At 45.1% G+C, this 25,328-nt stretch carries 18 protein-coding genes; 7 read left to right on the forward strand and 11 right to left on the reverse strand.

The window, feature by feature from the left end:
- Nucleotides 1–59 precede the first annotated feature (59 nt).
- From FLA_RS03070 to FLA_RS03095, 5 genes are all read right to left on the reverse strand, one after another.
- Nucleotides 60–2,360, reverse strand: a complete 2,301-nt coding sequence (locus FLA_RS03070; RefSeq protein ID WP_076382015.1) for a response regulator — start codon at nucleotides 2,358–2,360, stop codon at nucleotides 60–62.
- Nucleotides 2,357–2,959 (reverse strand): TlpA family protein disulfide reductase, encoded by a 603-nt coding sequence (locus FLA_RS03075; protein ID WP_076382014.1) that lies wholly within the window; start codon nucleotides 2,957–2,959, stop codon nucleotides 2,357–2,359. The genes FLA_RS03070 and FLA_RS03075 overlap by 4 nt, the downstream gene beginning before the upstream one ends.
- A gap of 133 nt (nucleotides 2,960–3,092) precedes the next feature.
- Nucleotides 3,093–5,486, reverse strand: coding sequence for an ABC transporter permease (locus FLA_RS03080; RefSeq protein WP_076382013.1), 2,394 nt, complete (start codon nucleotides 5,484–5,486; stop codon nucleotides 3,093–3,095).
- Between the two features lie 667 nt (nucleotides 5,487–6,153).
- Nucleotides 6,154–7,116, reverse strand: a complete 963-nt coding sequence (locus FLA_RS03090; RefSeq protein ID WP_076382011.1) for an electron transfer flavoprotein subunit alpha/FixB family protein — start codon at nucleotides 7,114–7,116, stop codon at nucleotides 6,154–6,156.
- A gap of 42 nt (nucleotides 7,117–7,158) precedes the next feature.
- Nucleotides 7,159–7,902, reverse strand: a complete 744-nt coding sequence (locus tag FLA_RS03095; RefSeq protein WP_076382010.1) for an electron transfer flavoprotein subunit beta/FixA family protein — start codon at nucleotides 7,900–7,902, stop codon at nucleotides 7,159–7,161.
- A 99-nt stretch (nucleotides 7,903–8,001) separates the two neighbouring features.
- Between FLA_RS03095 and FLA_RS03100 the strand changes: the two genes are divergently transcribed.
- The 3 genes from FLA_RS03100 to FLA_RS03110 all read left to right on the forward strand — a co-directional run bounded on the left by FLA_RS03100 (nucleotide 8,002) and on the right by FLA_RS03110 (nucleotide 10,703).
- Nucleotides 8,002–8,313 carry a tetratricopeptide repeat protein gene (locus FLA_RS03100; RefSeq protein WP_076382009.1) on the forward strand — a complete coding sequence of 104 codons (312 nt, stop codon included), beginning with the start codon at nucleotides 8,002–8,004 and terminating at the stop codon, nucleotides 8,311–8,313.
- 35 nt (nucleotides 8,314–8,348) lie between these two features.
- Nucleotides 8,349–9,497: a BamA/TamA family outer membrane protein gene (locus tag FLA_RS03105; protein ID WP_076382008.1), complete on the forward strand. Its 1,149-nt coding sequence runs from the start codon at nucleotides 8,349–8,351 to the stop codon at nucleotides 9,495–9,497.
- Nucleotides 9,498–9,866: 369 nt separating this feature from the next.
- Nucleotides 9,867–10,703, forward strand: a complete 837-nt coding sequence (locus FLA_RS03110; protein WP_076382007.1) for a DUF6515 family protein — start codon at nucleotides 9,867–9,869, stop codon at nucleotides 10,701–10,703.
- A 66-nt stretch (nucleotides 10,704–10,769) separates the two neighbouring features.
- On the opposite strand, the gene FLA_RS03115 is transcribed toward FLA_RS03110, so the two are convergent.
- On the reverse strand, nucleotides 10,770–13,100 hold the full coding sequence (locus tag FLA_RS03115) for a T9SS type B sorting domain-containing protein (RefSeq protein WP_231940383.1): 2,331 nt from the start codon (nucleotides 13,098–13,100) through the stop codon (nucleotides 10,770–10,772).
- A gap of 188 nt (nucleotides 13,101–13,288) precedes the next feature.
- Between FLA_RS03115 and FLA_RS03120 the strand changes: the two genes are divergently transcribed.
- Nucleotides 13,289–14,947 (forward strand): glutamine--tRNA ligase/YqeY domain fusion protein, encoded by a 1,659-nt coding sequence (locus tag FLA_RS03120; protein ID WP_076382005.1) that lies wholly within the window; start codon nucleotides 13,289–13,291, stop codon nucleotides 14,945–14,947.
- A 9-nt stretch (nucleotides 14,948–14,956) separates the two neighbouring features.
- Here the strand turns inward: FLA_RS03120 and FLA_RS03125 are convergent, their stop codons facing one another.
- Genes FLA_RS03125 through FLA_RS03135 form a run of 3 tightly spaced genes read right to left on the reverse strand, consistent with a single transcriptional unit; the run spans nucleotide 14,957 to nucleotide 17,953 of the window.
- Nucleotides 14,957–15,586: a response regulator gene (locus FLA_RS03125; RefSeq protein WP_076382004.1), complete on the reverse strand. Its 630-nt coding sequence runs from the start codon at nucleotides 15,584–15,586 to the stop codon at nucleotides 14,957–14,959.
- A 15-nt stretch (nucleotides 15,587–15,601) separates the two neighbouring features.
- On the reverse strand, nucleotides 15,602–17,449 hold the full coding sequence (locus tag FLA_RS03130; RefSeq protein ID WP_076382003.1) for an ATP-binding protein: 1,848 nt from the start codon (nucleotides 17,447–17,449) through the stop codon (nucleotides 15,602–15,604).
- 54 nt (nucleotides 17,450–17,503) lie between these two features.
- The gene (locus FLA_RS03135) at nucleotides 17,504–17,953 is read right to left on the reverse strand and encodes a hypothetical protein (RefSeq protein WP_076382002.1); all 450 of its coding nucleotides are present in this window, start codon (nucleotides 17,951–17,953) and stop codon (nucleotides 17,504–17,506) included.
- 342 nt (nucleotides 17,954–18,295) lie between these two features.
- On the opposite strand from FLA_RS03135, the gene FLA_RS03140 reads away from it, so the two are divergent.
- Together FLA_RS03140 and tilS are read left to right on the forward strand one after the other, a co-directional pair.
- A complete protein-coding gene (locus tag FLA_RS03140) occupies nucleotides 18,296–20,191 on the forward strand; it encodes a hypothetical protein (RefSeq protein WP_076382001.1) in 1,896 nt (631 codons plus the stop codon).
- Nucleotides 20,192–20,214: 23 nt separating this feature from the next.
- Nucleotides 20,215–21,576 carry a tRNA lysidine(34) synthetase TilS gene (tilS, locus tag FLA_RS03145; protein ID WP_076382000.1) on the forward strand — a complete coding sequence of 454 codons (1,362 nt, stop codon included), beginning with the start codon at nucleotides 20,215–20,217 and terminating at the stop codon, nucleotides 21,574–21,576.
- Between the two features lie 23 nt (nucleotides 21,577–21,599).
- Here tilS and FLA_RS03150 read toward each other — a convergent pair whose 3' ends face one another.
- Nucleotides 21,600–22,253, reverse strand: coding sequence for a rhomboid family intramembrane serine protease (locus FLA_RS03150; RefSeq protein ID WP_231940384.1), 654 nt, complete (start codon nucleotides 22,251–22,253; stop codon nucleotides 21,600–21,602).
- Nucleotides 22,254–22,287: 34 nt separating this feature from the next.
- Nucleotides 22,288–22,761, reverse strand: coding sequence for a 23S rRNA (pseudouridine(1915)-N(3))-methyltransferase RlmH (locus FLA_RS03155; RefSeq protein ID WP_076381999.1), 474 nt, complete (start codon nucleotides 22,759–22,761; stop codon nucleotides 22,288–22,290).
- A 100-nt stretch (nucleotides 22,762–22,861) separates the two neighbouring features.
- Here FLA_RS03155 and FLA_RS03160 point away from each other — a divergent pair, with 100 nt between their 5' ends.
- Nucleotides 22,862–25,288 (forward strand): MG2 domain-containing protein, encoded by a 2,427-nt coding sequence (locus FLA_RS03160; RefSeq protein WP_096510697.1) that lies wholly within the window; start codon nucleotides 22,862–22,864, stop codon nucleotides 25,286–25,288.
- Nucleotides 25,289–25,328: the final 40 nt, after the last annotated feature.

Genomic DNA, 25,328 nt, shown 5'->3' on the forward strand with positions numbered 1-25,328 from the left:
CATGACAGGTCATGGGCCGACGAAGCGTATAAAACGGGGTATGAAGCGTATGATACACGCTATACCTGTGTAGCTATATGATGCGCCCATTTTTCCAGCATGCGCACCAGCTCTTCCAGCTTTAAAGGCTTGCTCAGGTAGTCGTTCATGCCTGCCTGTAAACATTCGTCCTTGTCGCCCTCCATAGTGTTGGCGGTGAGGGCAATAATAACAGGATGTTTATCCAGGCTGCGGATAACGCGGGTGGCTTCCAGGCCGCCCATTTCCGGCATCTGTATGTCCATCAATATCATATCAAAGTGGTTTTTGCTGATATGATCAATTACTGCTAAACCAGTATCTGCTAAATAAGGTTCGTACCCCAGCTGGTTCAATACTTCTGTAATTACCTGCTGGTTCATCACATTGTCCTCGGCAACCAGGATGTTCATGGGATAGCGTACGGCAAAGTCGGGTGGCAAAAGATCGTGGCGTTGCTCTTCTTCCGAAGTGAGGGAATCCTGTTGTTTAAATGCTTTTAAAATATGCTTGCCCAGCAAATGGCGTTTAATAGGTTTAGACAGCACGGAGCTGAACATTTCCAGTGCGTTTTTATCGTGTTTGTTTCCTACAGAGCTTAACAGTATTACAGGAATATCTTCATATAGGTGTTTCATGCGCCTGGTAAGCTGTATACCATCCATATGCGGCATTTGCATATCCGTTAAAATCAGTTCAAACTCCTGGTCTTTTTCCAATAGCTGCAAGGCTTCTTCTCCGGAGTGCGCCAGCACGGGCAACAGTTTCCAGTTGTCCAGCAGACTTTGCAAAAAGGTGCGGTTGGCATAGTTGTCGTCTACCACCAATACGCGTTTGCCGGCAATGCTGGCCATATCGTCCTGTAGCTGGTTGCTGATGACTTTGTTGCTTGCCTGTGCCTGTATGGTAAAGGTGAAGGTAGAGCCTTTACCTGGTGTACTGCTTACTTCTATCTGGCCACCCATCAGCTTTACCAGCTTTTCTGAAATAGCCAGGCCCAGACCTGAGCCGCCGTATTTGCGTGTGGTGGAGGAATCTACCTGCGAAAATGCCTTGAACAGGCGGTCTTTTTTGTTATCGGCTATACCTATACCGGTGTCACGCACCGAAAACGACAGCTGCAGGCTCCCATTTTCCATTTGCTGTAATAACTGCACACGAACAAATATTTCGCCGGTAGCTGTGAATTTTAGCGCATTGCTTACCAGGTTGGTTAACACCTGGCGTAGCCGTAAACCATCTCCTGCAATTTGCAAAGGCACATTTTTGTCAATTTTATACACCAGCTCCAGTTTCTTCTGTGCCGCACGGCTGCTAAAAATATCCAGCACATCTTCAATACAAATCTGAATGTCAAAATCTTCCAGCTCCAGTTCCATATTGCCGGACTCAATTTTCGAGAAGTCGAGAATATCGTTTAACAGGCTTAGCAGATTTTCGCCGCTGTTAATAATAGTATTGGTAAACTCCCGTTGTTGTGTAGTTAAGGAAGTTTCGGCAAGCAGGGCGCCCATGCCTAACACGCCATTCATGGGAGTGCGTATTTCGTGACTCATCATAGCCAGGAAAATAGTTTTGGCTTCATTGGCCTGGTTGGCTTGTTCGGCTTCCAGCCTTGCATTCTCGGCATTGCGGTAAGCTCTTTTCAGCTCCCAGTTGGTTTGCATCAGTTCGCGGTTGGTGCGGTTTAAGGCTTCTTCATTGCGCTTCCTTTCTTCCGATAACCGGGCGTCTTCCTGCATCTGTTGTATTCTTATCACCTGGCGAATTTGTTGTTCGCGGTATTTTTTTAATTGGTATGCCCACAAGCCACAGATTAAAAAGATAACGGCGGCTAATAGCATATGTATGATAAAAGTGCTTAGCTCGTAATAAGGCAATCTGCTAAAATATATTTCGGTGTAACCGCTGTTTTGCAGATAGCTGAATAAGGCATGGTGCAGCAGCACAATGATCATAATAGGGATCTGCAGTTTCCAGTTTTGATAGGTAATGAGTATGGCACTCCCTATAAAAGCAAAAAAATGCATTTCAAACAGGCCATGCATCTGGTAAATGTATTGTGCCATAAAAATGGCAAGCACAGTACTTAATACATATTGATAGAGATCTGATTGAGGTAGTAAGCGTTTGGTGGTGTAGTAGGCTACCAGTGACAGACCGCCTACTCCTATAGCAATTGCCCAGGTGTCAAAATAAAAAGCCAGCAGCAAGCCAATGAGAAAAAAGCTGATCAGGAAATAGTTAATAATCCTGTCACTTCTTTTTTTTACTTCCTGGCTAAAGGTGTCTTTATGTTTTTGTTCATCAGGCAAAGAATAATAGTAGATGTTTTTTGTCATTTTTTGGTACAGTTAGGCAGTTGGCAACCATAAGCGCGTAAAGCATTGCTGTCATATAACACGGTAGATGGGGTATGCAGCAGCAAGGCATTCAGGGCAATTTCGGCATAATTGGTTTCGGTGTTCTGGCAATAACGGCTTTTGTTGTAATTGCCCCGGTAATATAAATGTTGTTCTGCGTCTATAATTACTGCCTGCGGGGTGGAATACACGCCACAGGTTGCAGCTAGCGAAGCATCTGTAATAACCGGAATATTTATGTGAAATTTATCCTGTATTTCTTTTTCGGTGTAGTGTTTGGGCGTCATTAGCACTATGGCAAAAGCAGCCTGGCTGTTATATTTATGTACCAACGACGTAAAATAGGGTATGTTAAACCGCGAGCAGGGGCAATCGGGATTAAAAAAGTGCAGCAGCACAGGTTTGTCCTGCACAAAAACAGGTAGCTGGGGCAGGCGAACTGCATCGCCCGTATGAACGGGTTTATAATGTGCCGGAACAGGAGTGGGTAAGGCATATACCCATTCATTGTGCCAGAATAGTGTAACTATTCCGCCCAGTAGTAGCAGCAACCATCCCATTACCATCTTCTTTCTCATAGGGTAATATTTAGAAGAATAGCGTTTTCAGGGCCTGAATTTATATTTTTTTTACCACATTATCTCCGGATGTAACTTAAATTAAGGACTGTGAAGGAAACTGCTTATTTATTGTAAAAACAAATATTTAAAATTAATTCTGTTTCAAACTTTTAATAGGAGAAGTGCGGGCTGCCTTGAGCGAGCGGTAGCTCACCGTTATGGCGGCTACTACCGCCGAAGCGGCTATTGCCAGCACAAAAACACCTGCTCCCATATGAATATGATAGGCAAAATCCTGCAGATATTTATGCATCATCCACCAGCCGGCCGGTGCTGCAATGACAAAAGCTATCAATAACAGCAATGATAATTCTTTGCCAAACAGCCATACAATGCTGGCTAATGTAGCTCCTAACACCTTTCTTACCCCTATTTCCCTGCTTTTTTGCACGGCCATAAAGGCTACCAGTCCATACAGGCCCAGGCAACCGATAAAAATAGCGATGCACGCAAATAATTTTACCAGTTGTAACATCATGTTGTCCCAGGCATAAAAGCGGGTGAGCCGTTCTTCTAAAAACTGGTATTTATAAATATGTTGCGGAAAGGTGCTGGTCCAGATATTTTCAACAGCTGCCAGCAGGCTTTGCACATGGGCACTGTTTACTTTAATAGCACAGTTTCTATAATATTTGGGTGCCACCATCAGCGCTATAGGATCGATACGTGCGCGAAACGATTGATTATTAAAGTCCTTTACCACACCAGTAACAGGGGCTTTGTAATTATCTCCATTGGTGGTAAGCATTTTTCCAATGGCATCCTGCGGGTGAGCTATTCCCAGCTTTTTCACTGCTGTTTCATTCAATATAAAACCACTGAGGGTATCATCCCTTATAAAATTACCTCCTGCCACAAACTGTAAACCAAAGGTGCTGGCATATTGTGCATCCACTTCTTTCTGGTTAATATCCCAGGGTTTTATCTTAGGCTCGTTTTCCAATTGTATGGTCGTGTAGCTGTTGGCTTCTGAAGCGGGGGCTTCGTAACACAGCGACACCTTTTGTACTCCGTTTATCTGTAGCAACCTGGTTTGTAACGTATGTTGCTGTAATGCTGTGCTGCCGCCAGGTATAGGCAACATTACAATCGCATCTTTATCAAAACCGGCATTGGCTGTGCTGGAGTAATACAGCTGCGCGGTAATAACAATAGCGCCAATAATCAGCACCTGGGATATACTAAACTGCACAATCACCAGCACGCGACGAAGCGAAAAGCCGCCAATATGTTTTTGTTGCAGGTTGCCCTTTAATGCCAGTATGGGTTGAAAGCGTGTAAGCAGTAAGGCGGGATACGAACCGGCTCCAAAAGTAATGCCCAGCCATACCAACACCAGGAATAATAATATTATAGGGGTGCGAAACAGGTTTACCGACAAATGCAATGTAAATAAATGGTTCAGCCAGGGAAGTACCAGGCAGGCAATGCCATAGGCTACCAGTATAGCAAAAAAGCTGATAACAGCTGCTTCGCTTATAAATTGCCAGAACAGCTGTGCAGGTTTGCTGCCCATTACTTTGCGCACCCCTACTTCTTTAGCACGGTTTAAAGCCTGTGCGGTAGCCAGGTTAATAAAGTTAACACAGGCGGTAATGAGTAAGAAAACACCGATAATGCCTAAGGCCCATAAATATTTTTTGTTGGCACTGCCATCAAAGTCCGTATTGAAATGTATGTCAGATAAAGGTTGCAGCAAAAACTCAGTGGCTTTGGCGTCTTCTTTATCCAGGTATTTTTTTACCAGGCCGGGATAGGCGGCGTTTACGGTAGCCGCGGTTACACCGGGCTTTAAAAGCATAAAAAAATTCATACTGCTTCTTACACTGCCCCAACTGCTATCGCTGGCCAGCCAGGCGCTTTTGTCTTTCATATTGCTATACGAAAGATAAATTTCCTGCTTCCGGTCGGTGTTGGCCGGAATGTTCTTTAATATACCGGTGATAACAAAATCGCGCTTATTATCAAAGCGTATTAGTTTGCCTATGGCATTCTCTGTACCAAAATATTTCTGTGCCAGGTGCTGAGTAATCAGTGCGGTATTGGGTTGTGTTAAAGCGGTTTGTTTGTCGCCCTGCACCAAGGGAAAATGAAAGATGTCGAAAAAATCCGGCTCGGCATAGGCTACGCCATTGGTTTCTTCATACTTTTTATCGGGCGAACCTGGTAAGCTTATTAAGGCATTTTCATACACATTTACCATAGCCGTTTTTTCTGCAAAAGAGAACTCGTTGCGAAAGGCTTTACCTATTGGCTGAGGTACACCGGGCTGGTTTTCCGTTGTTTCGTAATGAAACAGGCTAACGGTGCGGTATATTCTGTTGGCGTTAGGATGGAAATTATCAAAACTAAGCTGATAAGAAACTAAGGTGTAAATAAGTACGGCACAGGTTACACCCAGCGCAAGACCTGCTATATTAATAAAGGCAGCGGCTCTGTTCTTTTGAATACTGCGCCATGCAATGGTAAAATAGCTGCTTATCATAATAATGTGTTTGTACTGGCGTTTATAGGTGCAAACACGCTACCAATTTGCATATGTATTGATAAACAATTACTTATTTACATGTGCGCTTATGATATGTGCGCTTTTGATACAAAGGTGTTCGCTTTTGCCGACTGATTGTATATGTGCAGTATCGCACATCGCATTTTTGTTATGCGTGCAACGCTCCACGTTGCACGCATGAAGCTTGCTGTGATCATGTACAAAATTTGTGGAGTAATGGATAAAATCTATAGGGTTAAGAATATTGATGGGACTGTACTTTATTTCCCGGGAAAATATATGCTTCCCACAATTATCAGGAAACTTCCTGGTTTAGTCAGGAAGTTTCCTGACTGATTTAGGAACTTTTTTGATATAGACAGGAAGCTTCCTGAATATTTAAGGAAATTTCCTGTCCGTATAAGGAATATTCCTGCCTTTTATAAAAAGCTTCCTGTTTTAATTAAAAATATTCCTGAATAAAGCAGGAAACTTCCTGAACAAAGTTGGATACTTCCTGTAGTTGCCAGGAACCTTTTTAGTTGAAACAGGAAATTTCCGTATAGGATCAGGAAGTTTTGGGAGTGATTTGCACAGGCGTGGTACCATAAAAAAAGGCGTCTCCATTATTAGGAAACGCCTTCATTGTATAAGGTGAGTTATCTTATAAACCTTTCAGTTTTTTAATTTCTGCTGTTAATTGTGGCACTACTTCAAAAGCATCACCTACAATACCGTAATCTGCGGCCTTAAAGAACGGTGCTTCCGGATCTTTGTTAATCACTACCATTACCTTGCTGCGGTTAACACCTGCCAGGTGTTGGATAGCACCAGAAATGCCAATAGCAATGTATAGGTTGGGAGCTACCTGGAAGCCAGTTTGGCCAACGTGCTCGTGGTGTGGACGCCAGTGACTGTCGGCAACCGGGCGACTACAGGCCAGTGCAGCGTGTAACACATGCGCCAGGTCTTCTACAATACCCCAGTTTTCAGGGCCTTTCAGGCCACGACCACCACTTACCACTACTTCTGCTTCGGTTAAAGGCACTTCGCCGCTTACTTTGTTTACGGCAGTTACTTTTACACGTGCAGCAGCAGGGGTAATAGCCAGGGCGCTAACAGTAGCAGTGCCACCGATAGCTTCCACTTTAAAGCTGTTGGGGTTTAACGAAACTACTTTTATAGCAGAGGTAACATTTACATTAGCAAATGCCTTACCGCTGAAAACAGCTTTTTTCACTACAAAGCCATTGCTGATATCGGGCAGTGCTACCGCGCCGGCCACCAGACCTGCTTTTAAAGCAGCACTAATGCGTGGGGCTATTGCTTTACCGGTTTGGTTGTGGCTAACTACCACAACAGTAGCGCCGGTACTTTGTACGGCTTCTGCTACCGCTTTGGCATATACCTGGGCATCCAGGCTATTGAAAGCTTCGTTGGCAACCTGGTGTATGGTGCTTACACCATATTGGCCCAGTGCAGCAACATCGTCCTGCACGGTACCCAGTAATAAGCCAGCAGCAGATACGCCCAGTTGTTTGGCTACAGCTGCACCATAAGTTAATGCTTCCAGCGAAGCTTTTTTAACATGACCATCAGCGTGGTCTATCAATATTAAAACAGACATTCTTTTTCTTTTTTAACTTTTAACGGTTCCCTTTCCTCCTCATTACAGCACCTTGGCTTCTTCGTGCAGCAGGCGTACCAGCTCGGCTACATTGTCGGCAGGCACCAGCTTCACACCGGCTTTAGCGGGTGGTAATTCAAAGCTTACTACCTGGGTTAAATTATCAGCAGCTACGGGTTCCACCACTTTTAATGGTTTGGTACGGGCAGCCATAATACCGCGCATGTTAGGTATACGTTGTTCGGCCACACCTTTCTGGCAGCTTACTACTACCGGTAAGGCTACTTCAGCCACTTCTTCACCGCCTTCAATTTCGCGGGTAACTACAGCGGTAGTGCCGTTCAGGTCAAATTTGGTAGCCAGGGCTATATAAGGCGTGTCCAGCAGTTCTGCTACCATACCACCTATAGAGGCTCCGTTAAAATCAATGGTTTCTTTACCGGTAAGCACCAGGTCGTAACCACCTTGTTTAGCTATTTCTGCAATTTGCGAAGCAATGTAAAAGCTATCACCGCTTTCCACGTTTATACGAAAAGCTTCATCACCACCCAATGCCAGCGCTTTGCGTATGATAGGTTCTGTGTCGGCACTGCCGGCAGTTACCAGGTGAATTACAGTGGCGGCATCTTTTTCTTTCAGCTCAACGGCTCTTACCAGTGCGTACCATTCATCGTATGGATTAATAATCCATTGTACACCTGCCTCATCAAATTTTGTGTTGCCATCTTTAAAAGCAATCTTAGACGTAGTGTCAGGTGTTTTACTTACACAGACTAATATCTTCATGTTGAAAGGAATTTTGAACTTTCTTTGCGTAAAGATAAGGGGTCAGGCGGGAAAAGGGTTTACGAACCCGGATTTAGTATTTACGATTTATGGTAATGTATGGATAGAATTGCACGAATACACCAGTTACTACAGGTTACGCCTAAGGATAATTTTCTGCGGCATGCGCTGGCATTGGAATATAGTAAAGCAGGCGAGCTGGCTAAAGCCAGGCAACTGTTTGAAGATATCTTAACAGAATTTCCCGACTACATAGGCAGCTATTACCATTTGGGCAAGCTGCTGGAAGCGATGGGCGAGCCTGCCCTGGCATTGGAATGGTACGCGAAAGGGATGATAGCAGCCCGCAAGGTGGGCGACCTGCATGCCTATAGTGAGCTGCAAAGCGTACATGACGAACTGGCTTATTAAACACACCTTTGTTTCGCAAAAAGTGAATAAGTAAAATGATCTATCGCATTGCCGTTGCTGCTTTATTGCTTGCCGGTGGTTACGGTGCACGGGCGCAGGATACAGTTACTGCGGTGGCACCTAAAAAACACTGGCTGGGAAAGTTTCATCCCGATTCTATTATCAATGGCAAACTCAGTATTATTCCTGTTCCGGTAATTACCAGCAGCCCTGAAACAGGGCTGCGGGGAGGAGTAGTGTTGCAATACTTTTTAAACACAGGCAGCGGCAAGGATTCCACGCGTAAAACACGTGATTCATACTCTTACCTGGAAGCCTTGTATTCTACACGCAGGCAAACGGTATTTGAAAGCTACACGCAGATGTTCACGCCCGGTGAAAAGTACTTTTTCCGCCACCGGATGGGATATGTCAATAACAACGAACGCATTTGGGGCTTTGGCAATAAAACGATGTCGGCGGCTGATTTTGAGAAGGTAACCTATACCCGTTTGTATTTGCAAACCAGCTTTACCCGCCAGATCAAGAACAAACTGTTTGCAGGCCTGAACCTGAATGTAAGCAAAACGTACGATGTGGTGGGCACCATCAAAGATTCTAACCTGCTGGCCGGGCAGCCTGGCGAAAATGGTTATTTGGTAATAGGCCTGGGACCTACCATCATCTGGGACAAGCGCGACCATCCATTGAACACACGTAGTGGATGGTATGGCGAGCTGGCTGCCACTCATTACATGCAGTCGGTGGGCAGCGATTTCAGTTACACAGAATATCTGGGCGATATCCGTAAATATTTCCCCCTGAGAGATAGTAGTGTGCTGGCTTTTCAGGGGTATGCCTTGTTAACAGGCGGCACTGTTCCCTGGCGCGAAAAAGCACGCATGGGCAACAGTATGATTATGCGGGGATATTTCAGCGGCAGGTTTCGTGATAATCAATATGCGGCCGCACAGGCCGAGTACCGAAAGCCGGTACATCGCTGGGTTACGCTGGCTGTTTTTGCCGCTGCCGGACAGGTGCAGCATACGGTGGGAAACTTTAATATCAGCGATACCAAATTCGCCGGTGGCATAGGTATGCGGGTATTGGCCAATAAATCAAAACGTATTTATCTGCGTTTCGATTACGCAGTAAGCTCCGATAAAACATCGGGCTTTTATTTTAAAGTAGGGGAAGCCTTTTAAAAAACGAGACCCCTGTGAAAACAGGGGTCGTACCAATGGGGGGTTCAAATACCCTCTGGTTCGCAAAAAGTATCTTTAATTACACACAATATTTCTATAAGAACGTTCTTACAGCGCATACTGTTGTGTACAACGGCAAGTCATTAAAATGGTTGGGATTGGTTGAAATAAGAGTTGTGGTAGTGGAGTGATACAAAGATACGAAGTCCATTTCCTAAAAGCATGCAAAAACCGGTTATAGGATTATTAAAAATGTCCCGCGAAGCTTAAAAACTGCCATCGTATTCCCGCATTCTGTCTATTTCCCCTTTTCATCAGAGATTTAATTCCCCACATTTAAGGCCGCAACTTTTTAAAGGCGGTTATTTTATGAAACAAGCGTTGTGCTTTACTTTTTATAAGCCGTTGGCAGTAACGGCTTTAATGTGTTCTTTGGCTTTTTCAGCTACAACTACCCAGGCCCAAAGGGGCGGGGATGGTGGCCCACGTAATAACAATGCCCCCCGCAATGGCGGTCAAAATCAACGTGTTGAAAACAGGCAGCCCGTTAAACGGCAGCCACAGGCTGCGCCTATGCGTGGCCAGCGTTACGCTGCTATCACCGGGCCTAACGTAAGCATTAATTTCAGGGGTGTTCCTTACCAGTATTCCAATGGTTATTATTATCGTCCCTACGGTAATTATTACCGCGTGGTGGCGCCACCGCCCGGCATCAGGATAAATGTGCTACCTACAGGTTTTATCAGCCTGCATGTAGGCATCAATCCTTTCTTCTTTTTTGATGGCGTTTTTTACCGTCAAACAGTGATCACCAACACAGCAGGTGCACAGGAAAATAATTATGAAGTGATAGATGCCCCGGTAGGCGCACAGGTGCCCAGCCTGCCAGATGGCACTAAAGATGTGGTTATCAATGGCAACCGGTATTACGAGCTGGATGGGACTTATTATGCTGAAATTATTAATAACAATGGCGAAACCTGGTATGAGGTGGCTGGCAAAAACGGAGAGCTGAATACGCCGGATGCTGCCCCGGAACCACAGGTGGGCGACAAGTATGAGCAGCTACCCGAAACCTGTAAAATAGTAGTGCTGAACGGGCGTAAATATTATGTGTCGTCTATCAACAACTACTACCAGGAAGTTATAGAAGGCAATAAGCTGTATTACCAACTGGTGGCCAAAGCAGGCGAAGGGCAATTATAAAAATAGCTTACCAATAGCCATCAAGCCTGGAATGGGGAATCGCTTCTCCTGTTCCGGGCTTTTTCATTACCGGATCAGCACCGAAGTGCCTTTTAAAAAGAAGTGTTTGCCGCTTTTGGCTTCTGTGTAAGAAAACATCCATACATAAGCGCCGGGTGGCTGTGCTTCGCCATTAAACACACCATTCCATTTGCCATCGGGTCGGGTGGTATGAAATACCATTTGCCCCAAACGGTTAAACACTTTAAAATCCATTTGCGAAGTGGTAAAGCCATTTAGGGGATACAGGTAATCGTTCAGTCCATCGTTATTGGGCGTAAAGCCGGTGGGTACGGCTATATAACAGCTGTTAAGCACGTGAATGGGGTGTATCACCGTGTCGTAGCAGTTCACCTCGCTTTGCACTACCAGCTTTACATAATACAACTGTTCCCGCACAGTAGGCACGGCATAAGTTTGCCCGGGTGGGGTATGCTGTGCACTGATATTGCCGTTGCCAAATGTCCATTCGTAACGGATGATGTTACCGTAACTTTCGTTAATATACAATGCCTGATCGTTAGGGCATAAGGTATCCGGCTGTATAGAAAAAGCGGCTTTTAACACATTGGTAAGCACCACCTGCCGGGTGCTGCTATCGCTGCAAACTCCATTGCTCACTACCAGTTTAATATTTTTGGTGCCAAACACTTTGTACACTTTCACCGGGTTTTGCAGTTTGCTGGAATCGTTGCCATCATAATACCAGTTCCATTGATTGACACCATTGGCGCCGTTATGCGAGAGTACTACACTGTCAATGGTGCAATGTAAAAAAAGCTGGTAGGTGAAATTGGCATTGACCGTATCGCTGGTAGCAAACCTGATGGTGTTGCCCACAGGTGTTTCCTGCCAGCATTCTGTTAACAGGGTGTTGCCATCGGTGCCGGTTTGCACGTTTACCTGGTAAGCGCCGGCTGTGAGTACCGGTGCATTAAAATACAGATCAATAGAGTCGGTTAAGTTATTGCTACAGATGCTTTCGGCGCGGGTAATGGTAATAGTGGTGGGGCCCGTGATGGTAAAATCACTGCCATTGGTGGCCACAGAACCGCATTGTACTTTACGGGTAAGCGCCACCCTTATTTTTTGCACCCGGCAGGTAACCGGTGTTACCCTTTTCAGCAACGATACGGGCTGTGGCGGAATGATGAAAGAACGGGTGTTGTCGCCGGCCAGTATATACTGTCCACATTGGCTGGAAATGCCATTGCCGTCGGTACCGGTGCCAATAACAACGGTATAGGTACCTGCGGTGGTAAGGCGTTTGTCAAAATACAGCGTAATGGTATTATCTGTGTTATTGCTGGTGCACGATCCTTTAGCGCCAATAATGCCCACGGGCATAGGCCCGGTGATGGTAAAATCGCTGCCATCGGCTGCTATGGTGGCACAGTCAATAGGCTGGGTAAACACAATTTGCAGGCTGTCCGGGGCACAGGGCAGGGGCTTGATGCTATCTATATACACCAGCGCCGGCGCACTTACCGAAAAGTCAACGTGTTCTCCGGCAGGAATATCCCGGTCGCAATAGTCCAGCAGCGTGTTAGCATCACTACCATTTTGAATAACGAGTGAGTAATTGCCTGGTGGCAACCGCTGGTTCAGTGTCAGCACTATCGAATCCAGATCAAATCCATTATTACACCCGATTCCCGTGGCTGAGACAATGTTAATGCCCGGGGTGTTGAGGGTAAAATCGCTACCATCTGTGGCCAGGCTACTGCATTTTACTTTTTTATTGAGTTTGAGCCGTACTGTTTGGGTATTACAATAATATTCTCCGTTGGCAAGATGAGGTAACAGCGGGTCGGTGATTCCGGCGGTGCCACCGCCAAAACTGAGCGAGTAGCCGCTTTGATTGGTTACTGTAAAATGGCTGATCATCAGCAGGTAAATATGCCCCTGTATCAGGGTAGGCATGCTGCTGAAGGTGGGCCTGTTGTCTGAGGGTATGGAGGCGCATTCAATATGTGTAACACCCGTTGCCGAAGCCCCTGTTTTATCATAGGTACCGGCCCAGTTTCCTGTTACAATCAGCGCGGGATTGGTATATACATCATCCGGATTGGCCCCGGTAATATCATACAATTGCCAGTCGTAATCGTCTGTAGCTTCCACCGGATCAATCAGAAAACCCAGGGTGCCGGCGGTGTAACAGGTAAATTTATACCAGAACGCATTTAAATCACCATAAGCGGCTCCGTCTCCCGCGCAGGTGGGTACAGGGAGGTTTCGTCCCGAACAGGCTGGCACAGTGGCCATATGAAAAGTGTCGTACCCACAAATAGGAAATGCTGTGGAGGGTGTTTGCCCTGTGGCACACTGCGCCTGCGCCGGCACACAGCGAAACAGCATTAACACTATTATAAGTAGCAAAAACTGCCTGCTGGGTAAAGGCATAATCTGGCGTTATCTGGTATTAAGATTGCAAAACCGGGCTAAACGTTGCTAAAAATATAAATTAAATTGTAATATGGAGGAAATGCCGTGTTTTTTACATAAATGCGAAACCTTACATTTGCCAATACTGAAACCGTCATTGAATGAGTGAAGAAAAAAGTCTTAATTTTTTAGAAGAGATTGTTGAAGAGGATCTGAAGTCCGGCAAGTATCCATCTATCCTTACGCGTTTTCCGCCTGAGCCTAACGGCTACCTGCACATAGGACATGCTAAAAGCATCTGTCTCAACTTTGGCCTGGCCAAAAAATATGGCGGAGCTACTAACCTGCGTTTTGATGATACTAACCCTGTTACAGAAGACACAGAGTATGTAGAAAGTATTAAGGCCGATATTCAATGGCTCGGTTTTACCTGGGCAAATGAACTATATGCCAGCGATTATTTTGAGCAGTTATACGCTTTTGCAGTGCAGCTGATTCAAAAAGGGCTTGCCTATGTGGATGACAGTACCAGCGAGCAAATTGCCGCTATGAAAGGCACGCCTACACAGCCTGGCACTGATAGTCCTTACCGCAGCCGCAGCGTGGAAGAAAACCTGCAGTTGTTTGCAGATATGCGCGCGGGTAAATATAAAGATGGTGAAAAGGTGTTAAGGGTACGTGTGGATATGAGCAGCCCTAACATGCACATGCGCGATCCTATTATCTACCGCATTAAGCATGCCCACCATCACCGCACGGGGGATGCCTGGTGCATTTATCCTATGTACGACTTTGCCCATGGCCAAAGCGATAGCATAGAAAAGATTACGCACAGTATTTGTACGTTGGAATTTATTCCGCACCGCCCACTGTACGATTGGTTAATTCAACAACTGGAAATTTTCCCCAGTCATCAATATGAGTTTGCACGCTTAAACCTTACCTATGCAGTCACCAGCAAAAGAAAGCTGCTGCAACTGGTTACGGAAAAGTTTGTAGACGGGTGGGACGACCCCCGTATGCCCACTATCAGTGGTATGCGCCGCAGGGGATACACGCCGGAAGGCATTCGCGAGTTTTGCGAAAGGATAGGGGTGGCCAAGCGCGATAACCTGATTGATGTGGGATTGCTGGAGTTTTGTGTGCGCGAGCATCTGAACAAAGAAGCACAACGCCGTATGGTGGTGTTTGATCCACTGAAGGTGGTGATTACTAACTACGAAGGTGTGGAAATGATGCTGAGCGAAGACAATCCGGAAGATCCGAATACTACCCAAAGGGAAGTGCCATTCAGTAATGAGATTTATATAGAGCGGGAAGACTTTATGGAAAACCCGCCGAAAAAATATTTTCGCCTGGCTCCGGGACAAATGGTGCGTTTAAAAAGCGCTTACATTATCCAATGCGAAAAAGTAATCAAAGACGAAGCGGGCAATATTACCGAAGTACATTGTGTGTACCTCCCTAACAGTAAAAGTGGTGCAGATACATCGGGCATTAATGTAAAAGGGACCCTGCATTGGGTAAGCATAGCACACGCTATTCATGCCGAAGTAAGGTTGTACGATCGTTTGTTTAAAGTGGAGAATGTTGCCAACGAAGAGGGCGATTTTAAAGATTATGTGAACCCCGAGTCGTTGCATGTGATACAGAATGCTTATGCCGAACCGGCTTTGGCTAATGCTAAATTCAGCGACCGCTACCAGTTTTTGCGTAAAGGCTATTTTTGTATGGATAAAGATACCAGCGAAGAAAAAATGGTATTTAACCGCGCTGTTACCTTAAAAGATGCCTGGGCTAAAGAAGTGAAAAAAGGATAATCTTATTGCTTATAAATGACCGTTTTCAAAGGCCCATCTAATCAGGTGGGCCACATTTTTTAAGCCTGTTTTCAACAGCACATTCTTGCGATGGCTTTCTACTGTGTTGACACTGATAAATAAACTGGCGGCAATTTCTTTGGTGTTCATGCCTTCTGCAATCAGCTTCAGCACATCTTTTTCGCGTGGCGTTAATATTACATCCGGTTGGTGGTTGCGGCCCAGCATGTTTTGCAGAATGCTGTCGCTTACCTGCGACGAAAAATAGGTGCCCCCGTTTACAATAGAATAAATAGCTGTTTTTAACTCCTCATCGCTGGCGCTTTTTAATATATACCCTTCTACACCTGCTTCAATCAGTTTTTCCAGGTATACTCTTTTGGCATGCATGGAAATGATCAGGATTTTAATTTCGGGGTAGCGCTTTTTTACTTCTGCCGATAATTCTACGCCATCCATCTCTTTCATTCCTATATCCATCAGCAACAAGTCGGGGTGCTGTGTTTCCAGTTGTTCCAGCAGTGCTTTGCCACTGTTGGCAAAGCCCATAACGTTATAGTCATTGGCGCGCAGTAAAGCCGTTAGTCCTTCTATAAAAAGCTGGTGGTCGTCTACTATTATAATTGAAAAATTGTTCATGTAGTCATCTATAAGTTATGCAATAGGAATGCGGAAAAAAAAGGAAGTGCCATTGCCGGGCGACGATTCAATATCCAGTGTGGCATTGATTTTATGGGCGCGTGCTTCTATGTTGGTTAAGCCTATGCCTTTGGCCCGCTGCGACATATCAAAGCCCACTCCGTTATCTTCAACGGTAAGTACCAGCACTTCTTCTTCGGTAAGGCACTGTACATACAGCTCGCTTGCCTGACTATGTTTTAAAGCATTGGTGGTTAGCTCCCGCACAATATAATATACTTCTTCCGCCTTTTGTTTAGGTAAACGGTTAACGCCCTGTAAATTCATCACTACCTGCATAGTACCTGAACTTTCAATGGTTTCTCTTAAATCGGACAGGGCTTCTGCCAAACCGTATTTGTGCAAAATGCCTACAGACATGTTATGCGAAATACCTCTTACGTCTTTTAAAGCATCTTGCAATAACAGGTCTATTTTCTGTGAGTGATCGGACAGTTGTTCGTCTTTAACATACACGCTTTGTATTAAAAACTTTAATGAAGCCAATGTGCCGCCCAGCCTGTCGTGCAGCTCCATGGAAATACGCTGCCGTTCAGCTTCCTGCCCTTCCAGCATGGCAATATTACTTTTTAGTTCCTGCTCACGAATCAATTGCTCGTTTTCTTTATGTTTTAAAGCTGATAACTGGTCGGCTATCATCCGTTTTTTGCGGCTGGCGCTCAGTAAAAAGAAACCCAGGGTAGTGATGGAGATGGCTATAAATATAAGCAGGTAAATAACCAGGCGGTTGCGGTGGTTTAATTTGGAAAGGGTTAAAGTTCTTTCTTTCTCATGTTTTAAAGCTTGCTCCTTTTTCTCTGTTTCATATTTTTCTTTCACATCATCGATTGCTTTCTGGGTGGCAATGTTGAAAATGCTGTCGTGTACTAAGTCGTGCTTTTTGTAGTTGATATTTGCTTTTTCGTATTGATGTAATTTCTCATAAGCGTAGGCCAGGTGTATATAAGTCCACTCCAGGTGTTCCAGGGACTGACCATCTTCAACCGCTGCAAGGCTTTGGTTAAAGTATTTGATGGCCCCAGGTATGTCGTTTTGGTTATAAGCTATAGATCCCAGGTTAAATGTAGCTTCTGCAATACCATGGGGGTTCTCCAGCTCTTCAAATGATTCCAGCGCTTTTTTATACCAGCTGATGGCTTCTGTATAATTATCTTGTTGCCAGTAAATATTACCCAGGTTATTGGTAACCTGGGCAATATTTAAGGTATTGTGCATGTTTTGGGCTACCAGTAGCGACTTTTTCAGGTAAAAGATAGCCGAATCTGGCTTGCCCAGTGCACGAAAAGTTGTGCCTAGCCCGTTATAAGTACTAACCAGGTACTGTTCATTTTTTAATGAAAGCCTTAACCAATAAGATTGCCTGTAATATCTCAGGGCATCTTCATTCCTGTCAGTATTTTTGTATGTCATAGCCAGCATCTCATAACACCTGGAAAGTTGCAGTGGATTGTTGTTACTTTTCTCCAGCATTTCGGCGGCACGGTAAAAGTAGTTAACGGCTTCAGAGTTGTTGTTATTCTTAAAACAAGCCACTCCTATTCCATACAAAGCGTAGGGAATAGCTGTAGTGAGATGATGCTTTTCTGCATATTCGTAATACAACTTTTCATACCTGAACAGTGTATCCGGCGAACAGTCTGGCAGCTGGGTCAGCTTTATAAATAAATGCAACCTGCTGGTGTCTGGTTTGGGTAAACGCAGTAATTGCTGTATGCTATCAATATACAAAGATGATTGCGCATGAGTAACAGATACTGTGCACACTAATACAATAAACAGGAAAAGGGTATATGCTTTTTTCATCAGTAGTTAGTCAGTAAAGGCTAAAGTACATATTCCATCCGGGTATGCATAATACTAATTAGGTATAATGTTCGAATCCATTACCACCTTACCTACCAGCCTTCCGCCGCCTACGCCGTCATCGTTGCCCGCCTGGCTTACTATCGGGTCTGCCTCGTACTGAGAAACTGAAATTTCAATAGGGTTAGATACAACCAGTAATTCAGAAGGGTCTACTGTAAAGCTGATCATGGCCAGGCGCATTTCCTGAGCGTTCAGATCCGGATAAAGGGTAAGCGTGCAGTAAAACTTTTTGTAAACCGGATCAAAAACGATCTCCTGTGGTAAGGATACCATAATGCCGCCCGGAATAGGTAATAAAATGGTGTAAGATGCTTTGTCTTCGTTGCCCTCGGTATAAGCAGCAGGCTGATAAACGTTACCACCTGAAAAGCCTAAAAGGGGATAAGATTCAGGAAGGGTAGTGTAGACAATACGGGGGTTTAACACTGGATAAAGGCTCATTTGTTTTTTAAATTTTAGATGTTAAAAAATAAAAATACTATTTTTTTATAGTCAGCGTGTTATCATAAGGCCATCATTATAATATGTTTACGAATATCGCAAACAGTTTAATTGCATGAAGTACGGAAGAAGTGGAGTGCCTAACGGTTTTCCGGTAGATGAAAAATGCCGGTTAACCGTGTTATTGTTTTGAGCAAATCGTTTCAACTTTATAGCAGTAACAGTAAATGGCAATAGCGTCTTTTAACTGCGAAATAACCAACTAACTAAAGATAACATGCCGCATGGTTATAAACAAATATTTATAACACGGGTTGCATGCGATTGTAAATCCAATATGATATGGTAGCCACTTTATTAAAACCCAAACCATCTGCTACCCTGGATGTGCAACTTATAGCCGTTCAGGCACACAATAATATTGTGTTGTCGCAAAACGGTCAACTTATTAATCCGCATTTGTCACTATGGAACAATAAGAACATATGTACCGCGCCGGTACCTGTAGCATTTAATATCGGGTGCAACACACGCCCGCAATTAGCTATACAGCTGGCGGTTGGCGGCAATGCAACAAGGCAAGGGGTGCTTGAAGTACTTGCCGCCAACGGTACCTTATTGTTTTATGGCGAATATACCAGTGATACTATAGTAGCAACTGCTTGTTATATACCCGAAGCCCTTGCCCAGCTGCAGGATGATTTGTTGTATATGCAACTGGTATTGAACAACGGTCATGTAATACCGTTGGGAACTATACCTGTAGAAATGTATTGGATAAACCTATGCGAGCTACCAGATGCAGTACACAAAAATGGCACGCCAGTGGAGCTGTTAAACACTTTGTGCGAAGCAGTAACACTGGCCAGCTATTTTCCGGCAGAGGCTGCCTATATGTATCCCGTTCAATCTATTGTACAAAGTATTTTTAATACATCTTCGCCCGTTTTAGATATCCATACCGCAGCTGCACGTTTTGTAACAGTGAATAGCTTTAACCAGGTTACATTACACTATAACGCTTATTTTGCCGCAGGCAAAAGCAGCAAGGCCGTTGCTAACAGTTACGATAAAGCAGCCTTGCTGCAATACATGCTGCAATGTTATGGTTACCGTACTTATTATTGTTTATTGCAGCAGGCTGGCTTTGTTAGCCCTACCAGAATAGCGGGGCATGAACTGCTAAACAGTACTTTTAGTGGCAATAAGCCCGCAATGGTTGCTACTAGGGCTACAGAAGAGCCCACTACATCTTGGGATAATCATGCTTTCGTGTATCTGCCTGCTTATGGGGTAGTTGCTGATGCAGCACTGGGGCCACATATGGGTTATGAAATGATGCCCGATTATATTGAGCAAACCATAGACAACGCCGCTAACATTCGCCATAAAAGAAAAGCGGTGACTGAAGATGATGTAATGCAGTATACCGGGGTGGTAAGTGTAGATGAAATATATAGTTTACACCGCAAGCCCGATTTACCACATACAAACGCTTTTATCTCTCAAACGGGTTTTTCAGCTGCCCGTTTTTTATCACAGGCGCAACAGGTCATTGCAGGTAAATGGCCTGAGCCTGCGGCTATTCCTTATATTAAAGGCGCGTGGGTTACCAGTTATACAGAAGTAGTGCCGGGTAAGGAAGAGGTGCTGAAAATATGGATGTTGCAACGTGGGGAGGATATGCTGATGGTGAAGCTGTATGTGAGCAGCGGAGGCAACGCTTTGGCTTATAACCGTTTTGTGGCACAGGGAAGTTTAACGCAGTGTGAAGAGCTGGCCTTACAGGTAGATAACAGCGTGGCCGCGCATTGTGCAGTGAGTAGTAACAGCACATCTGATAACCGTTACTTATGTATTTTTCATAACGCCGTTTTGGACATCACTTGTTCCAATACTGCCATCAACCTGTCGGAGATAGCAGCCTGGTATATTCACTGGGCCAGTAATCACCTGGTAAATCATGTACAGAATTGTTTGCCTGGCACCAGTTTTCAATGTAAAGGAAACGGAGCCATCGCAGGCGCTCAATTTATAATTTCATTGGATTCCTTTGAAAACACCCTGTTGCATTTTTCACAAACCGGTAATGGCTTGCGGTTACTGAACCGCGAGCCGCATTACCTGGTATTTGAAGTGCAGCATCCGTCCATCGCCATCTTAGACGTAATAGTGATGGATAGCGCCACGTTATTGGTGAACGCCACCAGGGTATTGCCGGCATTTACAGCTCAATAGCAGGTTTTTGTGCATATTGCACTATGAATGTGCCGGAACGTTTTATGCAAAGCTGGAAACAAAGGTTTCCACACCTCCCTTCAGGGCAGTGTCATGTGCTGCTGGCAGTAAGTGGAGGAATAGACAGTGTGGTGCTTGCCCACCTGTTACACATCGCTTCTATTAATTTTACCATACTTCATTGCAATTTTGGTTTACGGGGCCAGGAAAGCATACGGGACGAGGAATTTGTGAGGTCGTTAGGCCAGCAGTTCCAGGTTCCTGTATGGGTGCAACCTTTTAACACGGTCCAGTGGGCGCAGCAACATAAAATGGCTATCCAGGAAGCGGCCCGGGTGTTGCGTTATAACTGGTTTGCACAAATGGCGCGCGAAAAAGAAGCGGCAGGGCCGGTGGCCATAGCTACTGCACATCATGCCAATGACAATATCGAAACACTACTGATGAATTTTTTCAGGGGCACAGGTATTCAGGGGCTGCATGGTATACAACCGATGCAGGGCAACCTTATCCGGCCCTTGCTGTTTGCTACACGCGAAGAGATTGTACAATACGCTGCACAGCATGGCTTGCAATGGGTGGAAGATTCTTCCAATGCTTCTGAAAAATATACCCGTAACTATTTCCGGCTACAACTGATTCCGGCATTGAAAAACATTTTTCCCGCGGTGGAAGATAATTTACTGCATAATATAGAAAGGTTTAATGAAGTTGAAATGCTATACACACAGGCCGTAACGCAGCAGCTCGCAAAGCTGGTAGAACACAAAGGCAACGAAATACATATTCCCATATTTAAGCTGTTGAAAACAGAACCCATGCACACGCTGTTGTGGGAAATAATACGCCCCTGCCAGTTTACAGCCGCACAGGTAGAGGAAGTGAAAAAGCTGATGTATACCGGGCACAACGGCAGTTATATTGCATCGCCCACACACCGCATTATTAAAAACCGCAACTGGCTGATTATTGCCCCGGCAGTAACAGAAACGGCCAAACATGTGGTAGTGGAACAGCAGGGCAGTGTGGTAGTGTTTAAAGAAGGCACTTTGCTTACGGCTTTACAGGTAGCGCAGCCGGCCGAAGCCGAAACACAAAACAGCCCACTGGTGGCTATGCTGGACGCTAAAGACATTGAGTTTCCTTTATTGCTCAGGCCCTGGAAGCAAGGTGATTATTTTTACCCGTTGGGCATGCAGAAAAAGAAAAAGATCAACCGGTTTTTAATAGATCAGAAACTGTCTGCTACCGACAAAGAGAAAGTGTGGGTGCTGGAAATGAATCAGAAAATTATATGGATAGTAGGAAGAAGAATAGACAATAGGTTTAAAGTAAAACCTGCTACGCAAAACGTGCTGATATGCACTTATCAACCCATTGGCTAATGAGTTGATAAGTGCAGAGGCGATTAATGAAACTTAGCGCTGATATATCCCGAAACCTGTTCTGCAAAATTGCTGAGCACCTTGTAGTCGCTCAATACATAACAGGTGAATATTAAAAAAGCTACTCCATAAATAGCACCCCATATGTGCGCGGAGTGGTTAATATGACTATCGGCTCTTTTAGCCAGTACAGAAGATATTACCAGGTAAATAATAGCGAATAAGAAACCGGGAATATAAAAAGGCAGAAAGATAAAGCCGATGCCGGTGGTTGGCTCCAGGAACATAAAGCAGAACGATACTGCCGATATGGCGCCAGATGCACCTAAGCTTCTGTAACCGTTGTTGGTTTTATGCTGTGCATACGTGGGCATTAAACAGGCAGCCAGTGAAGTAAGATACATCAGCAGATATATCAACCTGCCCTGTGCGCCAAATATGTATATAAACTTCTGTTCCACAATAGGGCCAAACAGGTACAACGAATACATGTTAAAGGCCAGGTGCGCAATATCGGCATGAATAAAGCCGCAGGTAATAAAGCGGTACCATTGTTTGCGGTAGTACACAGCCGGCGGATCGAATATTAAAGCGTCTTCCAGTTCGTAGCTGTTAAACTTCATAATAGATATAACTACTGTAATGGCAATAATGATAATGGTAATGCTCAGGCTCATATAAAAAGTGTAAACGGTCGGGTATGATAATATGTTAAACGTGATGATACTTTTCGTTACGCAATATAGTGCAGGCCCTGTATACCTGCTCGGCCAGTACCAGCCGCACCAGCATATGTGGCAGCACCAGCTTACTCAGGCTCCACACAAAATTGGCGCGTTTGGTAATACTATCGTCTACACCAAAAGCGCCGCCTATTAAAAATACCAGGCGCTTGCTGCTTTCATTGGCTTTTTGCTGTATCAGTTTTGCCAGCTCGGGCGAAGACAGTTGTTTACCTCTTTCGTCCAGTAAAATCAGCTGATCGTCGGGCTGTAATGCCTGTAATATCAGGGCCGCTTCCTGCTTTTTCAACTCGGCTTCCTGCATTACACCTGCATTTTTGGGCGGGGCAATAATTTGCCAGCTTACCGGAAAATACCGGGTAATACGGTCGGTAAAGTCCTCCACACCCTGCTTTACATACGCCTCATGGGCTTTGCCTACGGAATAGAAAAGTATTTTCACACAGGCAAGATAGGTAATAGTTGTAATTGGCCAACCATCCTATACTGTCCTGAAATGGGTTTCTTCCATCGGTAAATGATTTATATTCGAAACCTGTCATATGAAACGCATGATCAAAATGTTGATAGCAGGCTTACTTGCCTGTGCCATCCCCGCTATGTATGGTGCTGTTGCCTTACACGCACAGCAACCACCCCGCAAGGCCCTCCTGTTTTTTGAAAAGGCCTATCTGCACACGGATAGAGATTACTATACCGCGGGGGAAGATATCTGGTATAAGGTGTATGTAACGGATGCGCAAACCGGCCTGCCTGCCAAAAACAGTAATAATGTGTATGTAGAGTTGTTATCGCAGCAGGGCGATATCATAAACAGCGCTATTATACGGGTAGAGAATGGCGCAGGGCATGGCGATTGCAAGCTGGACGATGCCTTACCTGCCGGGCGCTATCAACTGAGAGCCTATACCAACTGGATGCGCAATTTTGGAAACATGTTTGTGTTTGAGAAAGACATTCATATCAGTGCAGGGGTACCTGCCGGCCAACCAGAAGCTGTTAAAACAAATGGTGGAAAAAATACAGTAACTGCTGCCGCGGTAAGTGCCGATAACCGGGTGTTGTTTTTTCCCGAAGGCGGTGCCATGATAGCGGGAGTGAATAACCGGGTGGCTTTTAAAGCAGAAGACATAGCGGGTAAACCTGTGGGCTTGTCCGGAACAGTAGAAACAGCTTCGGGCGAAAAGCTGGCCACTATACAAACCACCTGCAATGGCATGGGCAGTTTTTTATTACAGCCTGCGCCTGGTGTTGCTTACCAGGTAAAAGGCAGGTATGCCAATGGAGCAACATTTACTACAGATATTCCTGCGGCCCTGGAACAGGGTTTTACCTTACAGGTGAACGAAAAGGATACCGCTTTTGAAGTGCAGATATATACCAACAATGCCACACTACAGGCACTCGCCAATAAGCGTGTTACTATAGCCGGTAAACATGCAGGCAAATTTTACTTTGAGGATACTACCGTTTTGCAAGGCCAGCAAACTATGATGTTACTGCCTAAGCGGGTTTTTCCGGAAGGGGTTGCAGCTATTACGCTGTACGATGCGCAGCTGCGCCCGCATAGTGAACGTTTGGTATATGTAGAAAAAACAACTGCTGCCAGCCTGGCGCTGAAAACAGACAAGGACATTTATAAACCAGGTGAGCCTATTACTTTATCGGTAGAAGCCTGTGAAGCAGATGGCACGCCGGCCACGGCTGCGCTTTCGGTAGCGGTAGTAGATGGTGGTATAGTGCCTGCCGGTGAAGAGAATATTGTGAATTACCTGTTGCTGCAAAGTGAGCTGCGGGGTGGTATCACTAACCTGGCTGCTTACCTGGATAAGAAAAATAACAACCGGGCGGCGCAACGTGATTTGCTGTTACGTACCCAGGGATGGCGCGACTTTTTATGGAGACGTGTAAAAGACACGGCTATTGTAATACGTTATTTACCCGAACCGGGTATTACCCTTTCGGGTCATGTAAAGCAGTCGCTGGGTGGTAAATCGTTACCCAACATGAACATTACTTTAATGGCGGCAGAAGCAAGGGGCAATAAGATCTATTTTACTAAAACAGACAGTTTGGGTAACTGGTACATGGATGGCCTGCCTTTGTACGGATCGCAGCCGGTTTCTATTACCTCGCGCAATAAAGAAGGGAAAAAAGGCGGGATGTTATTACTAGATTCTGTAATGAACAATAAGCTGGTAGCAACAGCCTTACCTGCGTGGAATTCGCTTTTGTCTGATACTGCTGCGCCCGTGCAGCGTTTTGCAGCAGAGAGCGGTAAAAGGCAGGCTTTGATTGAGCAGCAACAGAAAGATGCAGCACGTATGCTGGAAGGGGTTACTGTAAAGAATACGCCTAAAAAAGCCGAGTTTAGAGATGGGTTTTATACCAGTTTTGGTGGTCCGGATTCCACTTTTAGCGTTACCGCGGCAGATGATAAGGATTATGGCACCCTCGAAAACTTTATACTGCATCGCATGCCCGGTGCCACTACCGACGCCGAAAGCCAGGGGGTATATTTTTACTCCAACGGCCAAAAACTAAGACCGCGATTTAAAGTAAATAAGGTGGAAGACGTGTTTGAACGTCTGGATTATTACACATTACCCATGAGTGTAATAGAACAGGTAACCATTCGCCATATGATAGGCGCTACCATGAACGACGCCTGGTTTATTTACCTGACACTGAAGCCGGAAGCCTGGTCGCGCAAGCAGCTGGACCTGTTGAATACCACCGTAACCGGTTATTACGAAGCACGTGAATTTTATGTGCCGCGCGCCGGTCTGGATAATCCCGCACAGGACAAGCGCACTACGCTGTATTGGAAGCCGGATGTGAATATTAACGGCAAAATAACCCTGCCTTACGTCAACAGCGTTAACACCGCGCCGGTGAGGGTGATAGTGGAAGGAATTACCGGTAACGGCAGCCCGGTAACGGCGTTACTCAACTATAACATAAAATAGGTGCGCGCAATACTTTTCTTTTTTGATATTTGCAGTCCTT

It is taken from the genome of Filimonas lacunae (assembly GCF_002355595.1).
Lineage (GTDB): Bacteria > Bacteroidota > Bacteroidia > Chitinophagales > Chitinophagaceae > Filimonas > Filimonas lacunae.

Excerpts from the sequence above, each read along its gene's own strand:
- FLA_RS03070 (WP_076382015.1), bottom strand. The coding sequence starts at position 2,360 with ATGACAAAAAACATCTACTATTATTCTTTGCCTGATGAACAAAAACAT.
- FLA_RS03075 (WP_076382014.1), bottom strand. The coding sequence starts at position 2,959 with ATGAGAAAGAAGATGGTAATGGGATGGTTGCTGCTACTACTGGGCGGA.
- FLA_RS03080 (WP_076382013.1), bottom strand. The coding sequence starts at position 5,486 with ATGATAAGCAGCTATTTTACCATTGCATGGCGCAGTATTCAAAAGAAC.
- FLA_RS03090 (WP_076382011.1), bottom strand. The coding sequence starts at position 7,116 with ATGTCTGTTTTAATATTGATAGACCACGCTGATGGTCATGTTAAAAAA.
- FLA_RS03095 (WP_076382010.1), bottom strand. The coding sequence starts at position 7,902 with ATGAAGATATTAGTCTGTGTAAGTAAAACACCTGACACTACGTCTAAG.
- FLA_RS03100 (WP_076382009.1), top strand. The coding sequence starts at position 8,002 with ATGGATAGAATTGCACGAATACACCAGTTACTACAGGTTACGCCTAAG.
- FLA_RS03105 (WP_076382008.1), top strand. The coding sequence starts at position 8,349 with ATGATCTATCGCATTGCCGTTGCTGCTTTATTGCTTGCCGGTGGTTAC.
- FLA_RS03110 (WP_076382007.1), top strand. The coding sequence starts at position 9,867 with ATGAAACAAGCGTTGTGCTTTACTTTTTATAAGCCGTTGGCAGTAACG.
- FLA_RS03115 (WP_231940383.1), bottom strand. The coding sequence starts at position 13,100 with ATGCTGTTTCGCTGTGTGCCGGCGCAGGCGCAGTGTGCCACAGGGCAA.
- FLA_RS03120 (WP_076382005.1), top strand. The coding sequence starts at position 13,289 with ATGAGTGAAGAAAAAAGTCTTAATTTTTTAGAAGAGATTGTTGAAGAG.
- FLA_RS03125 (WP_076382004.1), bottom strand. The coding sequence starts at position 15,586 with ATGAACAATTTTTCAATTATAATAGTAGACGACCACCAGCTTTTTATA.
- FLA_RS03130 (WP_076382003.1), bottom strand. The coding sequence starts at position 17,449 with ATGAAAAAAGCATATACCCTTTTCCTGTTTATTGTATTAGTGTGCACA.
- FLA_RS03135 (WP_076382002.1), bottom strand. The coding sequence starts at position 17,953 with ATGAGCCTTTATCCAGTGTTAAACCCCCGTATTGTCTACACTACCCTT.
- FLA_RS03140 (WP_076382001.1), top strand. The coding sequence starts at position 18,296 with ATGGTAGCCACTTTATTAAAACCCAAACCATCTGCTACCCTGGATGTG.
- tilS (WP_076382000.1), top strand. The coding sequence starts at position 20,215 with ATGAATGTGCCGGAACGTTTTATGCAAAGCTGGAAACAAAGGTTTCCA.
- FLA_RS03150 (WP_231940384.1), bottom strand. The coding sequence starts at position 22,253 with ATGAGCCTGAGCATTACCATTATCATTATTGCCATTACAGTAGTTATA.
- FLA_RS03160 (WP_096510697.1), top strand. The coding sequence starts at position 22,862 with ATGAAACGCATGATCAAAATGTTGATAGCAGGCTTACTTGCCTGTGCC.